Origin of the sequence: Ensifer sp. YR511 (assembly GCF_900103045.1) — a bacterium.
Taxonomy (GTDB): Bacteria; Pseudomonadota; Alphaproteobacteria; order Rhizobiales; family Rhizobiaceae; genus Ensifer; species Ensifer adhaerens.
This window is the reverse complement of the sequence record NZ_FNGR01000027.1, coordinates 68936-94223: the sequence shown is the minus strand read 5'-3', so window position 1 is coordinate 94223 and position 25288 is coordinate 68936. Positions and strand designations below refer to the sequence as shown.

At 59.9% G+C, this 25288-nt stretch carries 19 protein-coding genes and 4 pseudogenes; 9 read left to right on the top strand and 14 right to left on the bottom strand.

Annotated elements, in window-relative coordinates:
- Window positions 1-130: 130 nt before the first annotated feature.
- The 5 genes from BLU15_RS30140 to BLU15_RS30120 all read right to left on the bottom strand — a co-directional run bounded on the left by BLU15_RS30140 (window position 131) and on the right by BLU15_RS30120 (window position 6625).
- Complete coding sequence (locus BLU15_RS30140) at window positions 131-760, bottom strand: recombinase family protein (protein WP_090300115.1); 630 nt, start codon at window positions 758-760, stop codon at window positions 131-133.
- A gap of 126 nt (window positions 761-886) precedes the next feature.
- The gene (locus BLU15_RS30135) at window positions 887-1231 is read right to left on the bottom strand and encodes a hypothetical protein (RefSeq protein WP_090300113.1); all 345 of its coding nucleotides are present in this window, start codon (window positions 1229-1231) and stop codon (window positions 887-889) included.
- 11 nt (window positions 1232-1242) lie between these two features.
- Entirely contained in the window at window positions 1243-3384 is a 2142-nt protein-coding gene (locus BLU15_RS30130; RefSeq protein ID WP_090300111.1) for a hypothetical protein, read from the bottom strand.
- Entirely contained in the window at window positions 3381-5165 is a 1785-nt protein-coding gene (locus BLU15_RS30125; RefSeq protein WP_090300109.1) for a phage integrase SAM-like domain-containing protein, read from the bottom strand. Before BLU15_RS30125 ends, BLU15_RS30130 begins: the two co-directional genes overlap by 4 nt.
- Entirely contained in the window at window positions 5162-6625 is a 1464-nt protein-coding gene (locus BLU15_RS30120; protein WP_090300107.1) for a tyrosine-type recombinase/integrase, read from the bottom strand. The genes BLU15_RS30125 and BLU15_RS30120 overlap by 4 nt, the downstream gene beginning before the upstream one ends.
- A 144-nt stretch (window positions 6626-6769) precedes the next feature.
- On the opposite strand from BLU15_RS30120, the pseudogene BLU15_RS30115 reads away from it, so the two are divergent.
- Window positions 6770-7141 (top strand): annotated as a pseudogene (locus tag BLU15_RS30115) (zincin-like metallopeptidase domain-containing protein); the annotation flags it as partial.
- 126 nt (window positions 7142-7267) lie between these two features.
- On the opposite strand, the gene BLU15_RS30110 reads toward BLU15_RS30115, so the two are convergent.
- A complete protein-coding gene (locus BLU15_RS30110; RefSeq protein WP_090300480.1) occupies window positions 7268-8458 on the bottom strand; it encodes a DUF1173 domain-containing protein in 1191 nt (396 codons plus the stop codon).
- Window positions 8459-8596: 138 nt separating this feature from the next.
- Between BLU15_RS30110 and BLU15_RS40260 the strand changes: the two are divergent.
- The 4 genes and pseudogenes from BLU15_RS40260 to BLU15_RS39675 all read left to right on the top strand — a co-directional run.
- Window positions 8597-8859: pseudogene (locus BLU15_RS40260) on the top strand (type II toxin-antitoxin system prevent-host-death family antitoxin); the annotation flags it as partial.
- Window positions 8860-9260: pseudogene (locus BLU15_RS40255) on the top strand (hypothetical protein).
- 565 nt (window positions 9261-9825) lie between these two features.
- Window positions 9826-10149 (top strand): DUF736 domain-containing protein, encoded by a 324-nt coding sequence (locus tag BLU15_RS30090; RefSeq protein WP_090300476.1) that lies wholly within the window; start codon window positions 9826-9828, stop codon window positions 10147-10149.
- A gap of 342 nt (window positions 10150-10491) precedes the next feature.
- Window positions 10492-10659 (top strand): hypothetical protein, encoded by a 168-nt coding sequence (locus tag BLU15_RS39675; protein WP_176960392.1) that lies wholly within the window; start codon window positions 10492-10494, stop codon window positions 10657-10659.
- Window positions 10660-10758: 99 nt separating this feature from the next.
- Here BLU15_RS39675 and traG read toward each other — a convergent pair whose 3' ends face one another.
- Genes traG through BLU15_RS30070 form a run of 3 tightly spaced genes read right to left on the bottom strand, consistent with a single transcriptional unit; the run spans window position 10759 to window position 13182 of the window.
- Window positions 10759-12675, bottom strand: coding sequence for a Ti-type conjugative transfer system protein TraG (gene traG, locus BLU15_RS30080; RefSeq protein ID WP_090300474.1), 1917 nt, complete (start codon window positions 12673-12675; stop codon window positions 10759-10761).
- Window positions 12666-12905 carry a conjugal transfer protein TraD gene (locus tag BLU15_RS30075; protein ID WP_090300472.1) on the bottom strand — a complete coding sequence of 80 codons (240 nt, stop codon included), beginning with the start codon at window positions 12903-12905 and terminating at the stop codon, window positions 12666-12668. The genes traG and BLU15_RS30075 overlap by 10 nt, the downstream gene beginning before the upstream one ends.
- On the bottom strand, window positions 12895-13182 hold the full coding sequence (locus BLU15_RS30070) for a TraC family protein (RefSeq protein ID WP_090300488.1): 288 nt from the start codon (window positions 13180-13182) through the stop codon (window positions 12895-12897). The genes BLU15_RS30075 and BLU15_RS30070 overlap by 11 nt, the downstream gene beginning before the upstream one ends.
- 221 nt (window positions 13183-13403) lie before the next feature.
- On the opposite strand from BLU15_RS30070, the gene traA reads away from it, so the two are divergent.
- On the top strand, window positions 13404-18029 hold the full coding sequence (traA, locus tag BLU15_RS30065; RefSeq protein ID WP_090300469.1) for a Ti-type conjugative transfer relaxase TraA: 4626 nt from the start codon (window positions 13404-13406) through the stop codon (window positions 18027-18029).
- Between the two features lie 372 nt (window positions 18030-18401).
- Here traA and BLU15_RS30060 read toward each other — a convergent pair whose 3' ends face one another.
- From BLU15_RS30060 to BLU15_RS39115, 3 genes are all read right to left on the bottom strand, one after another.
- Window positions 18402-18791: a type II toxin-antitoxin system VapC family toxin gene (locus tag BLU15_RS30060; protein WP_090300467.1), complete on the bottom strand. Its 390-nt coding sequence runs from the start codon at window positions 18789-18791 to the stop codon at window positions 18402-18404.
- Window positions 18788-19021: a type II toxin-antitoxin system Phd/YefM family antitoxin gene (locus BLU15_RS30055; RefSeq protein ID WP_090300465.1), complete on the bottom strand. Its 234-nt coding sequence runs from the start codon at window positions 19019-19021 to the stop codon at window positions 18788-18790. The genes BLU15_RS30060 and BLU15_RS30055 overlap by 4 nt, the downstream gene beginning before the upstream one ends.
- Window positions 19022-19127: 106 nt before the next feature.
- On the bottom strand, window positions 19128-19511 hold the full coding sequence (locus tag BLU15_RS39115) for an SMa0974 family conjugal transfer regulator (RefSeq protein WP_143034287.1): 384 nt from the start codon (window positions 19509-19511) through the stop codon (window positions 19128-19130).
- A 246-nt stretch (window positions 19512-19757) separates the two neighbouring features.
- On the opposite strand from BLU15_RS39115, the pseudogene traI reads away from it, so the two are divergent.
- The 3 genes and pseudogenes from traI to BLU15_RS30040 form a co-directional block, all read left to right on the top strand.
- A pseudogene (gene traI, locus BLU15_RS30050) lies at window positions 19758-20354 on the top strand (acyl-homoserine-lactone synthase TraI); the annotation flags it as partial.
- 156 nt (window positions 20355-20510) lie between these two features.
- The gene (locus BLU15_RS30045) at window positions 20511-21269 is read left to right on the top strand and encodes a winged helix-turn-helix transcriptional regulator (RefSeq protein WP_090300461.1); all 759 of its coding nucleotides are present in this window, start codon (window positions 20511-20513) and stop codon (window positions 21267-21269) included.
- Window positions 21270-21304: 35 nt separating this feature from the next.
- Window positions 21305-22660: an amidohydrolase family protein gene (locus BLU15_RS30040; RefSeq protein WP_090300459.1), complete on the top strand. Its 1356-nt coding sequence runs from the start codon at window positions 21305-21307 to the stop codon at window positions 22658-22660.
- A gap of 117 nt (window positions 22661-22777) precedes the next feature.
- Here the strand turns inward: BLU15_RS30040 and BLU15_RS30035 are convergent, their stop codons facing one another.
- Both BLU15_RS30035 and BLU15_RS30030 read right to left on the bottom strand, forming a co-directional pair.
- Window positions 22778-24127: an MmgE/PrpD family protein gene (locus BLU15_RS30035; RefSeq protein ID WP_090300457.1), complete on the bottom strand. Its 1350-nt coding sequence runs from the start codon at window positions 24125-24127 to the stop codon at window positions 22778-22780.
- Window positions 24128-24160: 33 nt separating this feature from the next.
- On the bottom strand, window positions 24161-25237 hold the full coding sequence (locus BLU15_RS30030; protein WP_162253353.1) for an ornithine cyclodeaminase: 1077 nt from the start codon (window positions 25235-25237) through the stop codon (window positions 24161-24163).
- Window positions 25238-25288 lie beyond the last annotated feature (51 nt).

The following is a 25288-nucleotide window of genomic DNA, read 5'->3' as shown; positions in this document are numbered from 1 at the left end:
ACATCCATTATCTGAACGGCCAATCTGTCTCACCTAACTGTTTAGGCGCTCGCATGGCCACCCGAAATAGCCGGCGCGGCGTGATTTCGGTGAGTACGCTTGTTGCTGACGACGGCGCCTTGGTCTTGCCTTAACGGGTCGCGATCCTTGGCAGGTTCTCAACGGATTTGGTGCGCTTAACGATATCACCGACCGTGTTCTTACTGATGCCAAGATCACGGGCGATCCAGCGATAGCTGCGGCCTTCGGCGACAAGCGCGAGAACTTTGGGTGCAAGCCGGTCGGATTTGGGTCGTTGCCCAGTCTGACGGCCAAGTTTTTTGCCCCGTGCCTTTGCTGCGGCGAGGCCGGACTTGACCCGCTCGCTGATCAAGTCACGTTCAAATTCGGCAATGCCGGCTAGAAAAGTCGTTAGCATCCGACCATACGGCGAGGACAAGTCGAAGGTCACACCGTTTGTGGCGATGACCGACACTTTCCAATTTGCCAGCGCGCGTAGCGTGTTAAGAAGATCGATGGTCGAACGGCCCCATCGTGAAAGCTCCGTGACAAGGATGGCGTCGATTCGTCTGGCCTGGGCGAGCGCCATGATCTTTTTGCGCTCAACCCGATCAAGCTTCACGCCTGAACCCGTCTCTTTGAAAACCGCCACGACGTCGTAATGGGCGCGAGCAGCGAACGATATCAGGTCGCGCTGCTGCCGCTCACACGACTGGTCGGCGGTCGAAACCCGACAATAGATGGCGGCACGTTGTCCCAATTGAACCTTCCGGGATTTTAGGATCGGAGGGCCTTGATAGGGATGGAGCGAGCGTTGTCCAGAACAGACTATAATTTATTGGGGACAAGACATGCCGCCGATGACTGTTCCGGAGCGACGGCAGCGCTAGCCGTCATCCAATTTGCCCACTACCGACAGCAGTTTACCATTCCTATTGGCGCTGTCGCGTTGCAACAGGGCGCGGACCTGAAGGTGCTGGGCCACCACATTCGCTGCGTCGCGCTGATCGCGCGTCGCATCGATCTGCTGGTGCTGTTTGAGAGGCGGGGACGCGGTCTCGGCCAAAATCGCTCTGAGCTCCGCCACGATTGCCGGAGCGCGGTTTGCAGTTGCCCGGCTGACATTGGCCTCGCGCGCCAGATTGGTAACCGTCAAACGTCCATTGGTCCGGGTTGCATTGCCGCAGACAAGCCGGGTCAATGCGGCACGTAGCGCGCGGTCGGTCGACATGCTGACCGGCTTCAGGGCGGTTCCTCCCGGAGGGGAGCGATCAGCTTGCGCATTCGATCTCGGTCTTGCCGGATGGCGCTGCGCTGCAGGTTCGACAAGCGCCTTTCTTGCAGCATGGCTTCGGCATGCGCGATTGCTGCTTGCCACGCTGGCAAATGGCGGCGTGCAATGCAGGAGTTCGGGCAGCGATCGGGAGCGCAGTTCGACAGGATAGGCTGGCTTGTTGAGGTCCCTGACCGGGTGAGGCAGAGTGCGGTTGCCGGCTCGAAGAAGCAATCGTTCAGGTAGCCGACATGCAGCGTGCGTGCGAGGTGAGCAAGCATTGCCTTCATGCGTTTGCCATCCGCAATGACGCCGGGCAAGGAGCCAATCTCCTTCGTCACCCGTTCGATCTCGTGTATGACGCGCGATGCGCCCGGGCCGGTCAAGCGTTCTCCGCGTCGTGCCGCTTCATAGTGCTCTACGATGTCATCGAGCTGGCCCAGATAGTGTTCCTGTTCCACTTCCTGACGGAAGCCGGAGGTCGATGAGCCGGCATAGCCGTCGAAAATTGCCACGGAGGCATGCTTGTACTGGATCTTGCCGGCGACCACTCCGAAGGGGCGGTTGGCGATATACCAGGCCACAGTGCGGCGGAACTGCCGCGTGTTGAAGATCCAGCATCGCCCATCCACGAGCGGGATCGCCGGTTCATCCGCGGTTCCGAAACGCCGGTCCAAGTTCTGGCGGAACCCATTGATACGTTGCACCACGTGCGGCACGCCGCCATCTCGGGCAACTTTACGATGAAGAGCGACCCAGATGCAGCCCTGCCTGCGCTGTGGCCGATGTCTTGCCACGAGGCGCTCAGCCACTTCAATGGCGCGTACAACTGGCGCGATCGTCACCCACTCCTCGACGCTCCCGCGCTCTTCACGCCCTTTGTAGACGGTACTGCGTATAGTCAGCCGCTCAATCATACCATCGGCGCTGCGTTTGCGCTGCAGGGAGCCGGATTGCATTGCCTGGACTTCACTATCGCGCATGCCGGTCAGATAAGCGCACAGGATGTAAGCGGCGGTCTGGAGCTGGCGCTCTTCGTGTGCCAGGGAGAAATCATCGAAGCGAGACCGCCATGGACGCCCGCTCGTCGGATCGATGGTGATCGGCGTGTCCATGCCACCGTGCTCGACGCCGAGCTCCTGCACGGCTTCGAGCAGAAGGGCAAAAGCCGCCTTATTCTGGATGAGGTTGCTCGGACGCACACAGCTCTGCAACGAAATGAGCCGAATGTTCAGTACTTCCCCCTTGAGCCATTTGCCTCGAATGAGAGCATCTCGCAGGCCTGCAATGTCGGCGGGGTCATTCCACACAGGGATGCCACGGCCAGCACGGCGGCGGATGTCGATGTAGGACGTCACGCGTGCGACGACGCTGCCCGCAGGAGCTCCGCGCGGGCGGGCCGAATAGCCCGCTTCCAGTTCATCCAATTCCTCGCGTGCTGCAAAGATGTCGATGGAAAACAACTCGACATAGCGAAGCGACCATCGCAGCAGTTCGGCGATCACCGCGTCGGGTATGCGCGGTGTCACATTCTCATACGTATGCCCGCTACAGCCTGCCACTCTGTAGGGTGGTGCGCCGTTCCAGGGCACAAGACTTAAGCCGCCATGCGTCAGGAAGCGGGCCAGCCGATGCAACTGCAAAGCCGGCCTCAAGCACTCAGCGATCCGGTACGGCGAAACCGAGCGGTTCTTCTGAAACACGAGATAAGCATTGAGAAGATCCTGATCGATGAGAGCTGCATCGAATCGTCCCTCTCGTTCCCGAACGAAGGTCATAAGCTGACGTAGCGTGCCGAGCGCCGCCCGTGCACTCATGGGCCGTAGCCGACGCGCGGCGTCTGGCAATCGCTCGTTAAGCCAGGCGTAAATGTATTCCTTGGCGGTGAGCTTCTCCCGCGGACAGGTGATGGTGCTGAAGTCAAGCGTGCGGAAGGCATGCCGTGCCATGTCCTGAAAGATTGCCGGATCGAGATCCCAGACGTCGTCGCCAAAACGAGAAAGTGCTTCCCGATTCGTCCCATCCTTCAGCTTCATCGACTTAAGAACAATGTCAGTGTCGCTGCGGATGCTGGAGGTGCGCGGGATGTGGCCGAGATTTGCCGCTGTCATCGTGCTATCGCCTCTACCGGCAGATAGAGGAGCATCGGATCTCTTGCATCAGTCGTCCTTCGGGCCGCTTCCAATACCTGTGGAGCAAAGGCAGGAATGATCTGATGAGTGATGCGATGCCAAGCGCGCGCGAACTTGACTGACCACTCTTCGGCATTGAGGGCAGCACGCTGATCGGCCATGAACGATTGGAATGCGAGGAGCGCCGGGAGCTTGCGCTCGCTAATGACGGCGTTCTCGCATTCCAAGCACCCCCAGAATGGCGTGGGGCAGGGATCGCCGGCTTTTGCGAACGGGCTATCGTAAAAGTTACCGCATCGCGCCATCCACACGTCTTGGTCATCTTTTGCGGGAGCCTGGTCCTGCGGCTCGACGGCAGGGTTCTCCTGCTCGCTGGTGACGAGGCGTGGTCTGAGCGCAGCGTCGAGAGCGTCGTGAAACGCGTCAGCTAACGTCTGTTCATGGACATGGCGCAGGGCAGGTATGTCGGCATAATGCCTGGCTGCGACAGGGATCGAATGGCCGACGGCGAACTGCTCGAGTTGCCCATTGGTGCGACGATACCATTCGGCTTTAAAGGTCTTTCGAAGCCGGGAGAGCTGCAAGCGCAGCGGCCTGCCCTCATCATCTGTAAGTTTGTAGCGTTCGACAAAAGCATCGACTCCCTGCGTGCCATCGTCGCTCAGCGATCGCAGGCCGTTGACGGTCCAAAGGACCCACAATCGATCTGAACCAGTGTGCCGGCGTGCCCGTTCGGTCAATGAGATCGCGAGCCGCATTAGTCCGCCTGGCGTGGCGATCGATCCGTCCCGCACCCGCACGTGTTTCCATTCCGAGCCCCGCGCCCGAGGCTTGTAATACTCGATCTCGACATACCCTCGGGTAGGATTGCGCAAGCAATCGGCCTTCAGACGGTTCAGGCACTCCATCTCCATACCGGTCTCCAGCGACAGCAGCACCAGGAACGCGGCGAAGTCGCTTACCGTTAAGTGGAATCCTCTGTGCGGCAACTCGATCTTGCAATCAATCTTGTGATATCGGGCGAGATTTGCGAAGCGTTTGAAGGCGGGATGTTCTGCCTCGATCCAGCTGGATCTTGCGATCTCAACGAGGACGGCATCATAAAGAACGCGCAGCCGCGTACCGGCGCTAAGTCCGAGTGGAGGCGCCGGAAGGTCGTCGCCGAGTACGATGCGCTCACGGGCGTTTGCCACTTGTGTCCGCGCAGCGGTTCGCAATGCTTCGGCAATCCCACTGCTGTAAGCGTCACGAGGGCGCCCGCCGCTGCCGTGACCACGCCCCAGATAGCGCAAACGCGATACGACGTCGGGTGTGAGCACGCCAGGACGATCGTTGACGGCGATCCGCAATACACTGATCAGTGTCGCCAGAAGTTGCCGCTGGGACGATCGGTTCCCTGCATTTTGCTCCAGCCAATCTTCGTAACCGTCAATCAGCTCGACGGTTACGTCACCCAGTGCACGTATTGTGTGGCGCTGAGCATCGAGAAACGACCAAAACCGCCGCAGCATCTTCACGCTATTGCGTACTGAGCGCCAAATTGGGGTTGGTCCCATCTGACGGATTCGTTCCCGGAGCAGCGGCGCGATCTCCACGACGAAGGATGAGGGAGTCAAGTCGGTTAAATCCACGATAAACTCGTTGCCCGTATCAACACGCACGGCGAAGCGGCGCGGATCGACAGTCGTAGTGGTCGCGGCGGTATCCGCGTCGGAGCTATCTGACTGCGGCGGAAATTTGGCCAGCCTCCCCCGTCTCATGGCGCGAACTCCTCGGATCCCGCGTCTAGCCCGAAGTTGCTTACGGCCGCATCGACGATCTCCTGACTGTCGGCAAGATGGTCGAGATAGATGTAAGTGCTTTCGATACGGCTGTGCCCCATCAGCCTTTGAAGCTTGAGCAGCGGATCGCCGATCATCCGTCGATAGGCGGAGCCGAGCTGTGCCGATCGTTCGCTGACCACCCACCGGACCTGCTCGCGCAAAAGCAGCGTCAACATGTGGACGGCAAAGCTATGACGGAGCATGTGGGGAGTGATATGCATGTCATCGAAACCGAGGTGGCGGCATCGTTCGCTGGCCCGCATGAACACGGCTTCCCAGGCCGCCATCGACACTGGCTGCCCATCCTCGGTCAGCCAGAGCGCCAGGGGTGAGCCGGTCGTCTTGTCGATGAGGCGTACCCGATCCGATGGACGCAACTGGTCGACGCTTACTCTGACCGTGTGATCGCCGTCGGCTAGGCGTAAAGCGCGATGCTCATATGCGGCTACTGTGATTGATCGAGGCATCCGGCAGATGCGCCCGCGCCGCCGGTGACGTCCAAGAGCATTCTCCCGCTCAATCAAACCATAGTCGTGAAGTTGCCTGATCAGACGAATAGGCATGCGGATATCCCGCCCACGCGACCCCTTTGCCGTCGCAGCAGCCAGACGGAAGGCTAAAGAGCGGACTGGAGAGCCTGTTTCGGTATCCAACGTTGGCAATTCGCTCAGCAGCAGGCTCGATGCTTCCTGTAATCGCAGACCTGTCGTGATCAGCAGTTCCGCAAACAGAGCATTGCGCGTACCATTGCGTCCGCGCCAGCTCGGGTCTTCCTGCCCGTCAGGAAGTCTGCCGCGCAGTCCGACGTCGCGAAAAACCAAATAGCGCGGCATATCCAGGAATTGCACATCTCCGTTGCGACCTCCACTCTCCTTGGCACAGTTGATCGCCACGGAGACGACCGCGCCCGAGGTCGGTGCCCGTGACCATAGCTGCCTGTAAGTGAAGGGGGCCGTTGTGATGATCTTCTCATCGACGGCCCATCTATAGAGCTTGTCGAGAGCCGCGATCGTTCGGTTCCAGGAAGAGGCCGAGATGCGGAAGGGCGGCTCGGACAGGCGCCGGGCCTGGTGGAACGCGGCGATGTCGTCACGGTTCGCAGCCCATACAGACTTGCCGCCCCGACGTTCTTCCAGAAAACGCATCCACACGACGATGTCTCGCGCATATGCGCGAAGGCTGTTCAGGGAGCGTACGCCCATGGTCGGGCAGGATCGCAAGAAGCGATTGAGGTTGTGGTCGTAGGATCCTTCTCCGCCAAGAATGAAGGGCATACCCTCAACGAGCCCGAGCTTCTCTGCAGCCGCTATCTTGTCTGCCTCTAACGCGTGTGCAACGCCGTCGATCGTCACCGAACGAGGCAGGGCAGAAAGGTCGGTGAAGAAGAGCTGGGGCAAGAGGACCTCTTCGAGCAGCGATGTTTTGCCGGGACGGGCTCGAGCCCGCCCCGGCAAAACATCGCCCCATCGCGCAACGCCGCGCGTTCTAATTGCCGGATATGTTGATCATGAAGCCGTGACACTTGTGAGACACGGCCGCAGAGCCGAGATAATGTGCAGATACCGCAGTTCGCCTGCTTCCGCGATGCGGTCGCATATTACGCCGTGCTGCTCCATGAATGCGGCCATGCTTCTGGCGCCCGCCACCGCCTCGACCGCGATCTTTCAGGACGGTTCGGCTCGGCCGCCTACGCCATGGAGGAATGCACGGTCGAACTCCTAAGCGCGATGATCTGCGCCGACTTGGGCCTCAGCGTCGAGCCGCGGCCAGACCATGCCCGGTACGTTGCCTCGTGGCTCGAGATGCTGCGCTCCGACAAGCATGCCATCTTCACCGCCGCCAGCAAGGCGCAGCAGATTGCCGACTGGATGCATGCGCAGCAGGAGAAGGAGGAGGAACGGGGCGTCGCATAGGCGCCCTTTTCACGACTTTTGCGGCTGGTTGCTTGCGCGCCGATCGCCTGGCTTCGTGGCATGGGCAAAGGTTGGCGCAGAGACGTTGCCACTTCGCGACGGAGCTATCCTTTTGGATTGTGCTAATCATGGTAATCGCGGCATGTCCCCGTCTGCAATGTACCAAATCCAAGGCGTCATCTCAGGTCTCGCCTCAGTCATTTCCGCCAATGCGCGCTGGTAGTCCTCACTCGCGCCAGCCGGAACGATGAACATCGCGACCGGCGAGGGACGCTGGTCAGGCAACGTTACCGACACGATTGGTTGCTCATGACACAAGTTGAAGCGCAAGCCTTTCACCATCTTGCGCCGCAGCCCTGCCAGCCTCTCCAGAAGATGCCGTTCGTGGACGTTTTCGCAGGGGATCCAGTTCTCGTTCACCACCATCATGGCGACTTCTTCAACGGTGGCGACCCCGGAAGCCGAAATCCCGAATGTCGCGATTATAATGAGATGCAATTCCTCATTAGCGCGCCACAACTCGAGTTCCGCTTCGTATTTGGCATTCAACCGTTTCCATGCTTCGCTTTCAATCATAAAGGGAAAGGGGAGATGCCGGAGCGCAATCCGATACCCGAGGCGTGCCGGTGTGAACTCCTTTACTTCCGCCACTGCGATCATCAGTTTGCGCAGGCCCAGCCCAGGCGCTTGCGCACTGGCAAGCGCGCTCGCCCGGCGCGCGGCGATGCCTTCCTTGTCCTCCTGACGGAAAGTCTCCGGCACAAACAACAGCTCACTGAGCTGTCCGCCACGAGCGGTCATTTGCGACGCGGCATGCATGAGGCTCGTGCGGACCCGACCCCAGCCACGCTTTCCAGTCCAGGATGAACGCCATTCGGTCAGTTCTCCCATTTCCCACAGGTAGTGTAACATTGCGCGCAAGGAAAGCTTCCTCGACTCGTTGCGAATGGTGAAATCCGACGGACCTGGGGATTGAAATGCGGCCGCTCGCGAACCTTTTTTCGTCATCGAAAAATCGAGCTTCAAGATCGCCCGCCCGTTCGCATCGATCTGGATGGCGTTGCCGATCAAGGGTCCCAAGCCGGACAATTCGTAGGGAGGTTCATGGGACGGGCAGGCCGGGTCGTGATCGCGCCCGGAAAGCGGCATGCGTTTGAGGAAATGCTGCCCATCGAGTTGCGCGATATACATCGGGACCGCGGGTTCCGTGCACTGGCAATGTGGCCGGAGGCCCTGTTCGTAAGCCCGCTTAAGAATAGTCTGGAACTCGTTCGAATCCTCTTCGAACGACCTGCCACCGATCAGAAACCGTCGCACATTGCATCTCCGCAGCCGATCCAAGAGGCCCGTAAAGGTCGGTGGCGATTTAGCACGGGATACCCGGTTTATACTATATAAAATTTGATTGTATAAATCCTGGATCCCATATAGCGCCTTAATAGATATCTCGTGGCGATAAAGGAGTATGACCAGCGTCAGTTTACGACAGGCGATCTCAACAAGCAGGTTGGCGCCGTCACCGACGCCGCGACCCCGTCGCTCCCACCAAGCACCCCAAACCCCGCTTCGTGCTGATGAGCTACGAATACTACGAGCGGATGCGCACCGGCGGCGATCCGCGTAGCGCCCATCGCGCTTCAGATATGCCGGAGGGACAGAAGGAGCTCCTCGTAGCGGAAATCGACCGCCTGGCGTGCCGTGAGGGGTATGATGATGAGATCGGTCAGGTATTTGCCTATTCTTATCGTTGGGCGTGGCAACACGAGCGCTGCGAGACCCTGAGCCGCAAGACCGACCTGCGCCGTGGTCGCTATTCGTGGCGCGAATAACGGCTCGACGCATCTGGCGCTTCTCGCGATCACCACCCAGCCGCCGCAGGCCGGTCGGATCGCCTTAGGAGTTTCCGATATCGAGTGCCGGCTGGCGGGCCTCAGGCGATGTCAAGCGCTGCTGGATCGTCGTCGACGAATGCAACTACTATGTCGCCGAACGATCCTGGTACAACGAGCCAGATGAACAAGCGCTTGGCCGGTTCAGCAAGGCCTTCATGATGAGGATCGCCGCAGCCTTTGGCGAGGCGTCGCGCAAACCGGGCCGGCGCATCAATCGTTCAAAATAAGCGAAAGCCGGTCCGGTAGCACGGGCCGGCCAAGTCGATGATCGTGCGCTGCGGCAGCTGCAACGCGGCAACGGCGACGTGCGGCGGGCATTTTAGCCTGAGCAGCTTCACAGGATATCGCAGCTCTAGTCTCAGTTGATAATACGGGTGCCCGCGTCGGTCTGCCGGTCCGGCTAAGGGATGATTGCGGCACGGGCGTGCTCATCGGCTTGCAGCAACGGGAGCAGGCGAGGGTACGCATGAACTGACTTGCAGGCGAAACGTTCAAGGGATACGCGGCCGAAATACCCCAGCGCCGGACCGGACAGCCATGATGGTTTGTTGCGCCCTTCAGTTGCGCCGAACCAATCCCGGTTATGTCGCTCTTGTAGACGACCGCCTGCTTTGGCGGCCAACCCCTAAAGGGGTAAGACTCGCCCGAAAATTCTGCAAAATTCGATTTCGGTTCTTTCGTTCTGCGGAAAATAGAATTTTGCAGATTTTTCGGCCGAGCTGACCGCATCAGGTCGGCCGTCTCTTCATGCGCCATCGGGAATCGTCCCGAGCAACCGAAGGAGACAGAACCATGGCCACCACAATCGCAACTCTGACGCAGAAGACCGACGGCATCCTCGAGGGAGTCTTTGCCACCATCCGGGTCAACGCCCCGATCGCCATCATCCCGAACGCAAACAAGTCGAGCGAAGACGCCCCCGACTACCGCGTCATCCACCGCAAGACCGGCTTCGATATCGGTGCGGGTTGGAACCGCATCGCCCGCCAGACCGGCGAGGAATATCTGGCGGTGAAGCTGGAGGCTCCCGAGATCGGCGTAATCTTCGGCAACCTCGCCCCGGCGCCCGGCGGTGATCCGAGCAAGAAGGTGATCCTCTGGAACAATCCGAACTGACGAGGCAAGCGAGCGGCCCCGAGCAATCGGGGCCGGTTTCGCCGTTACTCGGCCCCGCAACATTGAGAGCACCAGCAAGCATCGAGCCCGCATTTGCTCCTCCTGCCGTGCCCCACGAGACGGAAGCCTGTCTGCTCAGATACCCAAATCTGCCATGAGAGCTCGCGCTGCCTCAAGGACGGCGGCCCCTCCAATTTTTCCGCCGAACCGCTGGAGCGGCCCAATGAAAAAATCGGCTCCTCCGCGCGCCGGCTCCGCCGGTCGCTGACGCGATCCTTGACCCGGCCCGATCCTCACGACCCTCCGCGTCATCTTTCACATCTGTCCAAGGAGATGACGACGATGACGATCACCCTCGAAATCCACATCGAACAGTTGCGCCGGGAACTCAAGAATGCCGATCCGGCCGAACGCCGCAAGATCGTAGCGGAGCTGGAAATGGCTGAGGCCGAACTGGCGGCAGCGATCGCCCAACAGGAGCGGGTTATCGACGCCGCGCCGCCCTTCTGAGGGGGCGTTTGCCATGTCGTCAAGCCTGGCCGGCCGGATCGACCGGCAGGCCAGGCTCGTCACAGATCGATAGGCTTGTCCAAACGTGCTGGCGGCCCCTCAAGGGATCGTCCTGACGAAGCGATTGGCCTCCGCCGCCTCGTTCATGTCCTTTCGCCGGAAGTAGATCGCGCGCCCGCAGCGAATTGGGCTGTGGCCCTGGACGATGATGATCTGCTCGTCCTTGCGCATCGACTGCGTGATCTCGTGCGGCATGATCAGCGGCCGGCGCTGGAAGTTTACGTTCTCCGATTTGCGCGATGCGTAATTCGTATCCCAGCCGATGTTGCGGGAGGTTCCCTTCACCTCGACGGTCATCTCTCCGCATTGCGCCGAGACATTGCGAGCTGTGTCGAGGGCCTTGATTGCGGCATAGCTCGTAAAGGCGCAGCCATCGATCCACGATACCGCGCCGTCCTTCCCGAAATGTCGCTCCAACTGGCCGACGGATTGGTACATCAGCATCATGCTGATGCCGTATTTGCGGCCGCGATCGCGCGCCTCCTCCAGCTCGCGCATGTAGCCCAGAAGATCCACCTCATCGAGCATGAATAACGCCCGGCGCTGGAAGGTACCATCGGCTTGCAACATGGCGTTGATCAGCGACCCGATGATGACGCGACCAATCCCCGGATAGGAGCGCAGGATAGATGCCGGGATGTTCAGGAACACGTCCTTCTTGCCCGAGGCGATATCGCTTGACTTGAACGCATTGCCGCAAACGAGCGCGGCATAACTGTCGAGCGACAGCCACTGTGTATCTTTCGACGCCGTCGAGTAGACGCCCGAAAATGTCTGCTCGGTCATGTTGGTGAAGACGCCGAGCGTTTCGCGGATGAAGGCGGACGCGGAGTGCTTCTGAATGTCGCGCAGCATCGCCAGAACTGAGGGCTCCGGCTCGGATACGATCTGCCGGAGGCTGCGCAAGGTTCGCCGTCCCTCGTATTCGGGAGAGAGCATGACATGTGCGAGCAGGCCGGTCAGGAGATTGTGCGCCTGGTTCTGGAAGTAGGATCCGGTCGAGCTTTCGAACCGCACACTCTCCGATAGAAGCACATGGGCAATACCGACGATGTGCTCTTCCTTCTGCTTTGATGTCTGGATGCCGTCGAGCACGTTGAAGCCCATGATCGGGTTCGTCGGATCGAGCACCATCACCTCGCGCCCCAGGACGCGGGTGCGATGCTCAACCACCATCGGCGCGACCTCGGTTGACGGATCGAGGCAGATCAGCGGCCCGGTATAACGTAGTGCTGTCGGCACGATATTGCTGGTGGTCTTGTATCCACCCGACCCAGCGAAGAAGAGCATATGGGTGGAATCGAAATCTTGGCTGTAGGTCAGCAGCGTGGCCTTGCCGCCTTGCCCCCACGTGGCCCGATCGTTTGGATCGAAGGGCAGGCCATGGACGACGTCCTTGTCGACGCGGTAACGCTCGCCGACGACAATCTCGCCGGCCGGCGGAAACAGTCTTCCCGCCGCTGACATCGGCAGCCAGTCCGCGTCCCCGAAGGTTCCGCGCCTGGCGCGCCTTACCGGTTCGGGGACCACGGTGGACATCCGCGCGGCCACGGTCACGGCCATGAAGCCGACGACTGCGCCGACGACCACGACCATGTCGAGATAGGACAGCGCCACATCCCATGATAGCGCACCGCTTTCCACGGATGGGGAAAGCCGACCGAATTCACGCAGGGCGTAGAAGCCGGCAACTGCCAAAAAACAAGCGAGGTTCGCCATGGCTATCGGCGCTCGCCGGTGCGGCGGCAAGGCCCAAACGGTCAACAGGCCGGCGAGCGGCCCAAGCAGTAACGCTGGGAGCGGCGAGGCTCTTAGAAACCAGTATGCCGCCTTCCCGGACAGTCCGGCGGCAATCACCGGCCAGCGCTCGCAGACAACATAAACCGCAAAGGCGGTGATTACGAGCGGTACTAGAGCGAGCAGCAAGCTCGGATGCGATTTTGCCTTTAATGCCATTCCGCAGTCTCCAGGGTTCGCGTTTCAGCCGCACCCGGCAACGGTGCCTTGAACGCACCTTCGCCAATGTCGCATAAGCGCCGATGTTCTGATGAGCCTGGAGCAACTCTTGCCAATTCGAGGAGACCGCCGAGCAGAAACGCCCGATCGGCCTTCGAGAGCCCGGCGCGAACGACGATGCCACCGAGCAAAAATTTCTCGCGGGCCCCGCGCTTGCGTTCAGCCGTCATGAGAAACCTCCGCCGCCGTTCTAGGCTCGCCATCTGCCGGTCGACGCGAAGAAGCGTATGCGTGAGCCAACCCATTCTTCTCGCCCTTGCGAAATCGGGCGGCGATCTCTTCCAAGATGCGATCGACCTCCTCGTCGGCGATCTCCATTTCCGCTAGCCCGGATTTCGTTGCCGCGCGCGCAAAGCGCTCTGCGGACTTTGCGATCATCGAACGTCTGCGCTCGCGTAGCTTCTCGATCTGGGCGTCGATGTCGTTGATCGATGATTTTGCGGCCATTCCGGCGTCCTTCCCTTGTTGGAGAAAATCTCTGACGATGCTGATTATACTATCTGTTTTACGATAGTAAAATAGGCTAAGTGCATTCCCCGAAAAGCTTGCAGCCGGAGTTTCGTTGGCCGTCTTGCGGAGAAGCGACATCGGCCTTCGCAGTCCGATCGGTTTTGAGGGCGCAATATACGTCGCTGTCGCGACGTGCTCGCAGAGATCAGGAGACGGTCGTGGCGATCATGTTCGTCAGAGCGCAGGTGATTGGCAGGGGAACGGGACGCAGCATCGTCTCGGCCGCTGCCTATCGCCATCGCGCCCAGATGACGGACGAACAGGCTGGGACATCCTTCAGCTACCGCGGCGGCGCGTTGGAGCTAGTGCACGAGGAGCTGGCCCTGCCGGACCAGATCCCCGCGTGGCTGAAGATGGCCACCGAAGGACAATCCGTCGTCAAGGCAAGCGAGGCCCTCTGGAATGCCCTCGACGCCTTTGAGATTCGAGTGGATGCACAGCTTGCCCGCGAGCTCATCATCGCGCTGCCGGAGGAACTGACGCGGGAAGAGAACATCGCCCTCGTCCGGGAATTCGTCAGGGACAACCTGACGTCCAAGGGCATGATCGCCGACTGGGTCTATCACGACAAGGACGGCAATCCGCACATCCACCTGATGACGGCGCTCAGGCCCCTGACGGAAGAGGGATTCGGGCGAAAGAAGGTGCCGGTGCTCGGCGATCACGGGGAGCCGTTGCGTGTCGTCACACCGAACAGGCCGAACGGCAAAATCGTCTACAAGCTCTGGGCCGGCGACAAGGAAACCATGAAAGCATGGAAGGTCGCGTGGGCGGAAACGGTCAACCGTCACCTGGCGCTGGCCGGCCACGAGATCCGACTCGATGGCCGCTCCTATGCTGAGCAAGGCCTCGATGGGATCGCGCAGAAACACCTCGGCCCGGAAAAGGCGGCGCTTGCACGCAAAGGTGTCGAGGTGCATTTCGCGCCCGCCGATCTGGCGCGGCAGCAGGAGATGGCCGACCGGCTGCTTGCCGATCCTGCGCTCCTCCTCAAACAACTCGGCAATGAGCGCTCCACCTTCGATGAGAAGGACATCGCCAAGGCGCTGCATCGTTATGTCGACGATCCCACGGATTTCGTGAACATTCGCGCAAGGTTGATGGTCTCCGACGAACTTGTTCTGTTGAAACCGCAGCAGGTGGACCCACAAACCGGCAAGGTAACGGGGCCGGCAGTCTTTACGACGCGAGCGATCCTGCGCATCGAGTATGATATGGCGCAGTCGGCGGAAGTCCTGTCGCAGCGCAAGGGCTTCGGTATCATCGATGCGAAGATTGCGGCGGCTGTTCGAAGCGTCGAAACGACCGATCCGGAAAAGTCCTTCAAGCTCGATGCGGAACAGGTCGATGCGGTACGTCTTGTCACGAGCGATAATGCCATCGCGGTGATCGTCGGGCTTGCCGGCGCCGGGAAGTCGACGCTGCTTTCGGCTGCCCGCGTCGCGTGGGAAAGTGATGGGCGACGGGTGATCGGCGCGGCCCTTGCCGGCAAGGCCGCTGAAGGGTTGGAGGAGAGTTCCGGGATCCGGTCGCGCACGTTGGCCTCCTGGGAGCTTGCCTGGACCGGGGGGCGCGAAACACTTCAGCGCGGCGATGTGCTGGTCATCGACGAGGCTGGCATGGTGTCGTCGCGGCAGATGGCGCGTGTCCTCAAAGCCGTGGAGGACGCAGGCGCAAAAGCGGTGCTGGTCGGCGACGCGATGCAGCTGCAGCCGATCCAGGCGGGTGCGGCGTTCCGGGCAATTGCCGAACGGATTGGCTTTGCGGAGCTCGCCGCGGTGCGGCGGCAGAGGGATGCCTGGGCCCGCGACGCATCCGGTCTCTTCGCGCGCGGCAAGGTTGAAGAGGGCCTCGATGCCTATGCGCAGAGGGGCCACATTGTCGAGACCGAAACCCAGGATGAGATCATCAACCGCATCGTTACCGATTGGGCTGATGCTCGCAATGACCTGCTTCAGAGATCTGCCGTGGGCGAGTATGCGGGGCGTCTTCGCGGCGACGAACTGCTAGTGCTTGCGCACACCAACGATGACGTTAGGAAGCTGAATGAGGCTCTGCGCAGGGTTATGATCGAAGCGGGCGCGCTGACAGCTGCGCGCCAATTCCGGACGGCACGTGGACTTCGTGAGTTTGCCACGGGCGACCGGATCATTTTCCTCGAAAACGCCCGCTTCCTTGAACCGCGGGCAGAGCTGCTTGGTCCCCAATGTGTGAAGAACGGCATGCTTGGCACGGTCGTTTCGTCCGACGCCAAACACGCAGACGCGGTGCTGACGGTGCATCTCGACAGTGGCCGCGACGTCGTGATCAGCGAGGACAGCTACAACAATGTCGATCACGGCTATGCTGCGACCATCCACAAATCTCAAGGCTCGACCGTCGACCGGACCTTCGTGCTCGCCACCGGAATGATGGATCAGCATTTGACCTATGTGGCGATGACCAGGCATCGTGAACGCGCCGATCTCTACGCTGCACGCGAGAATTTTAGGCCGAACCCGCAATGGAGGCGTAGCGCACGCGTCGACCATGCAGCCGGCGTCACCGGTGAATTGGTGGACATCGGGTTGGCCAAGTTCCGGCCGGAAGGTGATGATGCCAAAAAAAGCCCCTACGCCGACGTGAGGACGGACGACGGAACCGTTCATCGAGTTTGGGGCGTGAGCTTGCCGAAGGCACTTGAGGAAGGTGGAATTTCGATAGGCGACACTGTGACGCTCCGCAAGGATGGTGTCGAAACGGTCACGATAAAGGTGGCCGTTACTGATGAAAAGACCGGCAAGAAGCGTGACGAGGAACGTCAGGTCGACCGCAACGTATGGACGGGGACCCAAGTCGAAACTGTCGCCGCGCGTAAGGAAAGGATCGAGCGCGAAGACCATCGGCCGCGTGTGTTCAAACAGCTTGTTGATCGCCTTGAGCGATCCGGCGCCAAAACGACCACGCTCGATTTCGACAACGAGAAAACCTACCGGGATCATGTCCGTGATTTTGCCGGGCGGCGCGGCATCGAGACGCTCGCCCGGGTCATTGCAGAATTAGAGGAGGGCGCGGCGCGACGGTCGGCGTGGCTTGCTGAGAAGCGGGCGCAGTTGGCGAGGCTCTGGGAGCGGGCGAGCATTGCGCTCGATTTTGCGATTGAACGGGACCGGAGCGTCTCGTACAGCGAGGAACGCAGAGACTCGTTGGCCGCTGGCACGCCGTTGGACGGAAATTACTTGATCCCAGCCGCCTCCGAATTCCCCCGCGCCGTCGAAGAGGATGCTCGTCTCGCGCAGCTCTCCTCGGAACGGTGGAGGGAGCGGGAGGAAATACTGCGACCATTGCTGAAGAAAATCTATCGCGACCCGGATCGCGCGCTGTCGGCGCTCAACACTCTGGCGTCGGGCGCAGGTGTTGAGCCGCGCAAGATGGCCGAGGATCTCCGCCTTGCGCCCGAACGCCTTGGCCGATTGCGCGGCTCTGACCTCATGATAGATGGCCGTGCCGCCCGCGAAGAGCGCAGCGCGGCCATCGCCGTCTTATCGGAATTGCTGCCTTTGGCGCGCGCGCATGCAACCGAGTTCCGCAGGCAGGCGGAGCGCTTTTCCAGCCGCGAGCAGCAGCGGCGCGCTCATATGTCATTGTCTATTCCCGCGCTTTCGAAACAGGCGATGGCGCGACTCGTAGAAGTCGAGGCGGTCCGGGAGTGGGGCGGGGCCGATGCCTACAAGACTGCCTTCGCCTATGCCGCTAAGGACTATTTGCTTGTTCAGGAGGTCAAGGCCGTCAACGAGGCGTTGACCACACGCTTTGGCTGGTCTGCTTTTACCACAAAGGCCGATCTGATCGCAGAGCGAAATGTTGCCGAGCGCATGCCGGAAAATCTCGCCAATGACCACCGTGAAAAGCTAGTTCGCCTGTTCGAGGTGATCAGGCGTTTCGGCGAAGAGCAGCGTCTCGCAGAAAAGCAGGATCTCTCGAAAATCGTCGCAGGCGCAAGTGTCGAGCCCGGAAAGGAGGCTGTGGCTGTGTTGCCCATGCTTGCTGCCGTTACGGAATTCAAGACGCCGATTGCCGATGAAGCACGGGAAAGGGCGCTTGCCGTTCCCCATTACAAGCATCGTCGCGCCGCCCTCGTGAGTGCGGCGACGCGCATCTGGCGCGATCCGGCTGGCGCAGTCGCCAAGATCGAGGCGCTTGCCGCAAAGGGCTTTGCAGGCGAGCGGATTGCCGCAGCCGTCAGCAACGATCCAGCCGCCTACGGCGCGTTGCGTGGCTCCGACCGCATCATGGAGAAGCTGCTTGCTGCCGGACGGGAGCGGAAAGACGCGCTTCAGGCTGTGTCAGAAGCTGCAGGCTATGTTCGTTCCCTCGGCGCGGCTTATGCCACCGCGTTAGAGGCTGAAACCCAAGCTGTCGCCGGAGAGCGCCGGCGTATGGCGGTCGCCATTCCCGGCCTGTCGCAGAAGGCTGAGGATGCGCTGCGGCAGTTGGCGGCGGAAATGAAGAAGAAGGGGGGCAAGCTCGAAGCCGCCGCGGGTCTGCTCGATCAGCGCGTCGCCCAAGAATTCATCGCCGTTAGTCGGGCGCTCGATGAGCGCTTCGGTCGCGACGCCGTCCTGCGAGGGGAGGAGGACGCCATCAACCGTGTGTCGCCAGCGCAGCGCCGCGCTTTCGAGGGAATGCGGGATCGGCTAAAGGTGTTGCAGCAGACTGTCCGATTGCAACGCAGCCAGGAGACCGTTTCGGAGCGTCAGCGGCGCTTCCACGAACCCGTCCGCGGTATTACCAGGGAGCATTGAAGAAAGCACACCGCTTACGAATGGTCATCCGGACCTAGATAGCCATCGAGACGTCGTCAGGAATCAGATCGCCCTGGCCAGCGTTACGGCAATGTTGAACAGATGTCCAAGCCCGCCTTGCACGGCGTCTGCGTGGTTTAAAGTTTGCGGCACAGGGGGGCAGCGATCTTTAGTTCAACTGCAACGGACCGGCTATGGCGCGCCTTTATTGCGTGCGGCGGCCGCCATCTTGCGATCTTTGTGCACATCGGCCCATTGCAAAGGAACACGATCTTTTTCAGCCGGGCCATCGTCCGAGTATACGAAGGATCGTTCCGAATTGCTGAACATGTCTTGCCACTGAGTTGGGAGTGGTGATGCCGCCGGCAGAAGTCACCACAGACGGCTAATCTCCGGGAGCGTATCGAAAATTTCGTCCGCTGAAATCAGTGGGATTCCAAGAGCGAGCGTGGTCGCCGCCAGCAATCGGTCGAATGGGTCGCGGTGCTCCCAGGCGAGAGTTGCCCCTTTCAAACAGACTTCCGGCACCAAAGCCGCAACTCTGCCACCCTGTTCAGCCAACAAGCTCGGTAACTCATTGATGAACGGTTCCATCTCCGGCCACTTGCCGATACGAACTTTCTGCCCGATTTCGAAGAAACTGATGGGACTGACAAAAACGCTGTCAGCCTCCGTGATGAGAGCGGTTGCCTTGGTGGACAAGCGCATGTCGCCCGTTAATGACCATGCCCAAGCATGGGTATCGAGAAGCACAGCTGTCACACCGCGCCTTCCCAAAGAGCGAGCTCATCTTCACTCATAGGCTTAAAGAAATCCGGTCCCTGCCCAGCGACCTTGCCCTTCAGCAGCCCGACAGTGAACTTGCTTTGTGGAATAGCAACGATCCGAGCGACAGGGGTCTTGCCCTTCGCGATGACAACTTCCTCGCCAGCCTTTGCTGCCTCGATGAGTTTTGACAGATTCGTTTTGGCGTTATGGATTGTAACCTGCATGGGAACCCTTTTTAGCTAACTTAGCTATATTTAGTGCTTTTCCCTCTGAGAATCCAGTCTTATCGCGTGGGAGCGCGAGCGTGGGGTACGAATACCGCCGGAAAGGCTATGCGGAAAAGGGCGCTTTGCGAGGCCTGCAAACCTGTGCGGGAAAAACAGCTGAACAACCATGCTGAGCGACTGGAAGGCACCAGGAAAGTCCAGGGTACGATTCAACGTGCTCACCTGAAAACTTCGCGACGCCGCACAGACTTCCCAGCAGAAGTGTCCGGATACCATAGAAGGTGATGGTGTCCTGCGCGTCGATCCGGAAATGCAGGCCCTCATCTGTCGGCCTCAGGACAGCGCGTGCGTCACCGAAGTCGAGCACTCGATCGACGCCCGTGGTGCCGATTGAGCGGCAATAGTCGCCATACCGGGCGCAGACCTGTTGGGTGACTTGTACTGCGTGGTGGACCGGCACGAACGCCTCGGCGGTATGCTTGTACATCGAAACTCCTTGCTGCCAATCCGCGCCATTGGTGCTTCTATTTCCCCTCGGCGGCTCCGCCGCTGCACATTCGTGGCACAACATCTATTCCGGTGTTTGCGATACAGTTCGCTCGGCATCAAACAACTCATGCGTGCGATATTCATGCACGCTTTGGTCGAGCGCTCGACTGCTAATTCTATTAGTCGCCTGAGCGCCGAAACTCGTGTCCACTGGTCTGAAGCAGGGCTTCTTCGGAGAATGGAGATGGAGATACTAGCTGTGCCGGCCGCAGCGCGCGGAGAATTTGCTGACTTGATCGACTCGATGCATCGGCTGCGTGCGCGAGTCTTTGGCGACAGGCTGGACTGGGATGTAGACATAAGGGACGATCGTGAGGCCGATGCTTACGATCAATTCAATCCGACCTATATTCTGGCCGTTTCTACAACTGGTGCAGTGGCGGGCTGCGTGAGGCTTCTCCCGGCTACCGGACCGACGATGCTCGCCGATACCTTTCCGCAGCTCCTCTCATCGCGACGGCTCGACGCTCATGCAGGCATGGTCGAAAGCTCGCGCTTTTGCGTCGACACGGCGCTCGACGAGGGCAGGACGCTGGGAGTTCTCCACAGGACGACGCTTATAATGTTCGCCGGCATAATCGAGTGGTCCATGGCGAACGGCTATTATGAGATCGTCACGGCAACTGACTTGCGTTTCGAACGCATTTTGAAACGCGCCGGCTGGCCAATGCAACGCATTGGTCGGCCGTGTCCCATTGGCAGCACGATGGCTGTAGCCGGCGTTCTTCCTGCCGACGCCGCGAGCCTTAATCGGATTCGCACTGCTGCCTTTCCCCAGGGACACGCTTGCGCCACAACTCCGCTGCTTGAGGCGGCACGGCGTCTAGCCGCGTCTTCAGCCGATTGCGCGCAATCGGCCACACCGCCCGCAGAGAACGATACAGGTCCTCACGAGGGACCAGATGACAACTGACGCTGCACTAAAGAGGAGAGGTCTTTGAATTCCGCGCGACCGCAGATCCTGATCGGTTCGACCGATGCGGATTATTATCTGCTGCTCGTCCATATCCTGGAAAGCGAGGGGTATCAGGTGATTCTTGGTTCCGGGGTCGAGGAGATCGTCCATTTTGCAGGCGAGGGTGTCGGAGCCATCCTCCTTGATTGTCGACCGGGAGAAGATTGGGCGTCCGCAGCCTGTGTGAAACTAAAGCAGGAGCCGCGGACATTCGGGATCACGACGGTCGGACTAATTGGACCTGGTGCGGAAAGTCGCTTTATCGATCTGCTGAAGGCCGGTATTGACGAGAATTTCGTAAGACCGATAGCTCCCTCCAAGCTGCTCAGCTTCCTTCGCGACCGTACCCTCCTCCCACACGCGTCGGGTCCAATGGCGGGCGACGGTCATATCCTCGCCTATGCAGGAATTGAACTGAATACCAACAGGCACAGCGTCAGGTGTTTCGGCACCAACGTGCACTTGGGACCGATCGAATTCCGGTTGCTTCAGTTCCTGATGGAGAGGCGCGAGCAAGCATGTAGCCGCGTACAACTCATCGAAGCTGGTTGGCCCGAGCGTCGTTTCGTTGACGCTAAGACGGTCAATGTCCATATCGGTCGACTTCGCAAGGCGCTTAGCGCGGCCGGTGGCGCTGATCTCATCCGAACGGTTCGATCGTCCGGCTACATGCTCGATGGTTCCAGTCAGGAGCAATCGCAGCCCAAGGAGCATCGGCCGAGCGAAGCGAGCGGCGACTAGGACAGCATTCCGGTTGTCGAAAAGGAGTAGCTGGCATGGATCTCGTAATCCGAAATGGAGGTCTCATCACCGGCGACGGCAAGACGTTTCACAAGCAGGCTGCCGTGTATGTCCGGAGGGGAAGGATCGTCGATATCAACACCGCGGAGTCGGCCGCAGGCGCTGAAATCACGGCGCGCGAAACCATCGATGCAGCCGGGGGCATCGTGATGCCGGGCATTATCAATGCACACGCGCACGGATGTATTCGGGGGCCTTCCATGCCGAGTGGCTCGAAGCCAATTGAAGGCGAAGATGTTGCCTATTTCCGAAACCGCCATCTCCTCCAGGGAACAACGACCCTTCTCAACGTCTGCGGCCTAGCCATGGCGGACGAAATAGATGTCGACGAGGCGGAACCTCATAGCATGGATATCCGCGTTTCCACGGCTCACACTCCCAAAAACATTGAGGCGGCGCTAGTGGTCGATGGCAAGGGACTTTCAATACGGCACCTGCGCGCGACGATAGATGACCTGTTGGCCTCCGGCGCAGTCGCGCTTGGCGAGGCGGGCGGCGGGCAGACACTGGGTGGTGGCGCGCAAGAATACAGGTTCATCCCGCAAGCGTTCCAGCAGGCGTTCGGAGTCGAGGTGACCCCCGCTGCTGCGAGGCGTTTGAAGAACGCCGTCCTTGGCCGCTATCTCGATCCGGTGGACGGCCTGTCGAATTCGAAACTAACCGACGAGCTGGACCATTGCGGTCTTTCCGGGGGCATCGAAGCGGATCGCGTTCGCGACATCATTATGCAATCGGTGATGCCTTCGGTTGCCCTCTCGCTGGCCGGATTCGATGAAATCGCCCGCGAAGCCGAGCGGGTCGGATATCCCGCGATCTTCCACAATGCGGCACCATCGGCGAAGCGTCTGATTGCCGCGGTCGAGAAGCACCCGAAAGCACGTCTCGTCGCCGGTCATAGCAATCACCCGAGCTTTCTCCCGGAGGAGGCAGTCTCGATTGCCCAGAACCTGAGTGGAAAAGGAGCTATCATCGATGTTTCGACATTGGATTGTATCGGGACGCGCTGGCGCAACGATCCCTCCAACCTCGACGCACTGATCGATGCGGGCTGTGTCGATACGATTTCGACCGATTTTGCCGGCGGGCATTGGGATGGAATTCTTGAATCGATCCAGCGAATGGTCAGAAAGAAGCAATTGTCTGCGGCGGAAGCGGTTGCCCTTGCGACAGGGAATGTCGCGCGCGTCTTCAATCAAATGGCCGGTGACCGTGGGCTGATTGAAAAAGGCAAGCGCGCAGACCTGATCGTTGTCGACCACGTTAATCTGAGCCGGGTCAGGCATGTCGTGATAGCGGGCCGGATAGTCGTCAGGAATGGCCGGCTTATCTGACGCCGTCAGCCGGAACTGACTCTCGCGGCGACTCCGACAGTGTCTGCCTGCGGCGGCAGTTGTGAGATATCGGCGACGGATACGATCCGATTGACACAGAGCGCAGCGGTCGAGGCTTCAGTCGATCAATCGCATGCTCAGGCGCTTGAGGAGGGGAACAGCATCTCCTTTTTTAAGTGCTTCAAAAGCCTGCAGGACGGTATTTTGTGCCTTGGGAGAAAACTTGCCCCGCGTCGCTACGGAGAACTTATCGATGAGATCGTCCCATGCGAAGGGGCGCGCCTTGTCGCCTCGGGGCGAGGTCACCTCGGAGGTGATCAATCTGCCGTCGATCATTTGCAGGCATACCTGGGCAAGGGTCTCAGTTGGAAAACGGGCATCGATCTCACGATTGACTGAGACACGAACCTTGCGGGCGAATTCGATGAGGTCCGGCCTCCCCAACTGCGCACTACCGACCGGCGCCAGCGCCGCAGGTCCATCGACAACAGCAACCGCCATGCAATAAGGCAGACTGTATTGGATGTCCGTCAATGTATCGGGAGACACGGTGTTTGAAAGTCGGAGAGCCCATTGAAAGGTCTGTACTTCGATTGATACGATTTGTTCGGTCGTGATGCCAGCACCTACCGAAAGCGCCGCGAAGGCATCAAGAGCAGGATGGATGTAGCGGCAGCAGGAATAGGGTTTGAAATAGACCCTCGAGATCTCAGTTGGATCACCCAAGTCCGCTATGATGCTCGGCCGGTCGAAGTGCGACGCATGATCGAGCAGATCCTGCGGCCCGGTAAATCCCCGCTCCGCAAGACGCAAGGCGGTCAGGCCCGTCAGGACACTCCAGGGAATACCCTCCTTGACGTCGTTCCCGGTGAGATTGGCATAGCCGGAGCTGCCGTTTGCCTCCTGGTTTGGCGCGAGGACCCCGGCTACAGCGAGTGCGTGTGCGAGCGCCGGGGGATCGGTTCTGTAGAGGCGGCCGGCCGTGGCCGCGGCAGCATAGCCGGTCCAACGTCCCGATTGTCGGCTTTTGATAGCTTGCGGGTTCTGCGCCACCGCGATGCGAATTCCGGTCTCGTATCCGAGAGCGATTGCGGTCAGGAGATCATCGGCGGATGAACCATTCGTAGATGCCACGGAGAGTGCTACGGGTATCACAGCCGCACCGGGATGACCGCGCGCGGCGCGATGGCCGTCATCGAAATCGAGTGCGGAGGCTGAGGCAGCGTTACAGACTGCCGCAGCAGTGACCCCGAGACATTCACCCGTAAACCAGACTGAAGCCTGGCCGCTTCCAAAGTCTTGCCGGGCGACCGCGCGCATTGCGCGGGCACTCGGAACATCGCAGCCGACGACGTAAGCGGTGACTGCATCCACAATACAGCAAGTGGCACTTAGCCTCAGATCGGGCGGCAGAGCGTCGGAAGGATAATTCGCCAGATAATCTGCAAGGATCTCGGTGACATACATCTGCCCTCTCCGTAAAGCTTAGGCTGCCTGGCGTCAGTTCGTGCTAGATGAGTGGACGGATGAAGCCGCGCCCCCATCTGGCGAGAACCAGGTTTCGTAAACATGAGCGGCGACGTACAGATCCAGCATGGGTAACCCGACGCACGTGATGAGGATCGGTAATTCCGATCCGCCGCCCGCGTCACAGAAATCCTTTAAGTTCATGACACCGAGCGCTGGGCCAAGCTGCTCCAATGTCGATCCCTTGCGTGAGAAGTAGAGCGCCAGGCTTTGCGAGTTTCGCCGCGACACCATCGAAACGTCATCACAGAGCGTCAGTCCCGACCGAAGAACTTTTTGGATATGGCCGGATGGAGCCTCGTCTCCCCCAAGATGCAGAACAACGGCGTTTGGGCAAACCTCTTCGCTCTCAAACACCGGTGCGCTGGCATTGGTAGCGGTGATGACAAACCGGCAATCACGCAGCCTTTTATTATCCGCGACAGCCTCAAGCCGAATTCGAGGTGACTGTCTGTGTCTTTTAACGAGTTGGCGCGCGGAAGCGCCTGAGCGGCTGCGCACGAATATCTTCGAGACGATGCCGGCTCCGAAATGATCGAGCACTCTAATGATCTGCTCGGCAATGGGGCCTGCTCCAAAGAGGAAAACAGAGAGTTCTTCTGTTTTGGGGAAGAAAAGTTCAAGCGCCATTGAGGCATAGGTTGCCGTTCTTGCGGCAGAGATATCGGTTCCGTCCATCACGCAAAGCGGGCGCAGCGTGAAGCTGTCTAGCAGCAGGATCGTCGACGTCGAACGCGGCTGACCCAGTCGACGGTTTATCGCATTGGCACCGACCACCTTCACGGCCGCATATCTGGCCCCGACGCTGGAAAGCGCAGAGAGCTTCCAGCCCAATCGCTCGCCTTGCAACGTATCCCGGTAAGCTTCAAACTGGGGTTGGTTCCATAAGGCGGCTTCGGGAAAGGACAAAACAGATTTGAGACCATGGGCTTGGCCCAAGCGGATGTCGGACCAAGCTGCCCTGGCGGCATCGTGGAGCGCGGAGGCCTCGAGACGGACGCCGAGGCGCTTCATTTCCGCAAGTGAAATGTATCTGGGTGTGCTCTCCATCACCGTTCTCCGTGGAATTGTCGACGTCATGCGACCGGGAGCAATTTCACA

What these genes read in the sequence shown, in the direction of transcription:
- BLU15_RS30135 (WP_090300113.1), bottom strand. Translation starts at nt 1,231, where the DNA reads ATGTCGACCGACCGCGCGCTACGTGCCGCATTGACCCGGCTTGTCTGC.
- BLU15_RS30130 (WP_090300111.1), bottom strand. Translation starts at nt 3,384, where the DNA reads ATGACAGCGGCAAATCTCGGCCACATCCCGCGCACCTCCAGCATCCGC.
- BLU15_RS30125 (WP_090300109.1), bottom strand. Translation starts at nt 5,165, where the DNA reads ATGAGACGGGGGAGGCTGGCCAAATTTCCGCCGCAGTCAGATAGCTCC.
- BLU15_RS30090 (WP_090300476.1), top strand. Translation starts at nt 9,826, where the DNA reads ATGGCCACCACAATCGCAACTCTGACGCAGAAGACCGACGGCATCCTC.
- BLU15_RS39675 (WP_176960392.1), top strand. Translation starts at nt 10,492, where the DNA reads ATGACGATCACCCTCGAAATCCACATCGAACAGTTGCGCCGGGAACTC.
- traG (WP_090300474.1), bottom strand. Translation starts at nt 12,675, where the DNA reads ATGGCATTAAAGGCAAAATCGCATCCGAGCTTGCTGCTCGCTCTAGTA.
- BLU15_RS30075 (WP_090300472.1), bottom strand. Translation starts at nt 12,905, where the DNA reads ATGACGGCTGAACGCAAGCGCGGGGCCCGCGAGAAATTTTTGCTCGGT.
- BLU15_RS30070 (WP_090300488.1), bottom strand. Translation starts at nt 13,182, where the DNA reads ATGGCCGCAAAATCATCGATCAACGACATCGACGCCCAGATCGAGAAG.
- BLU15_RS30055 (WP_090300465.1), bottom strand. Translation starts at nt 19,021, where the DNA reads ATGCAGGTTACAATCCATAACGCCAAAACGAATCTGTCAAAACTCATC.
- BLU15_RS39115 (WP_143034287.1), bottom strand. Translation starts at nt 19,511, where the DNA reads ATGTACAAGCATACCGCCGAGGCGTTCGTGCCGGTCCACCACGCAGTA.
- BLU15_RS30040 (WP_090300459.1), top strand. Translation starts at nt 21,305, where the DNA reads ATGGATCTCGTAATCCGAAATGGAGGTCTCATCACCGGCGACGGCAAG.
- BLU15_RS30035 (WP_090300457.1), bottom strand. Translation starts at nt 24,127, where the DNA reads ATGTATGTCACCGAGATCCTTGCAGATTATCTGGCGAATTATCCTTCC.
- BLU15_RS30030 (WP_162253353.1), bottom strand. Translation starts at nt 25,237, where the DNA reads ATGGAGAGCACACCCAGATACATTTCACTTGCGGAAATGAAGCGCCTC.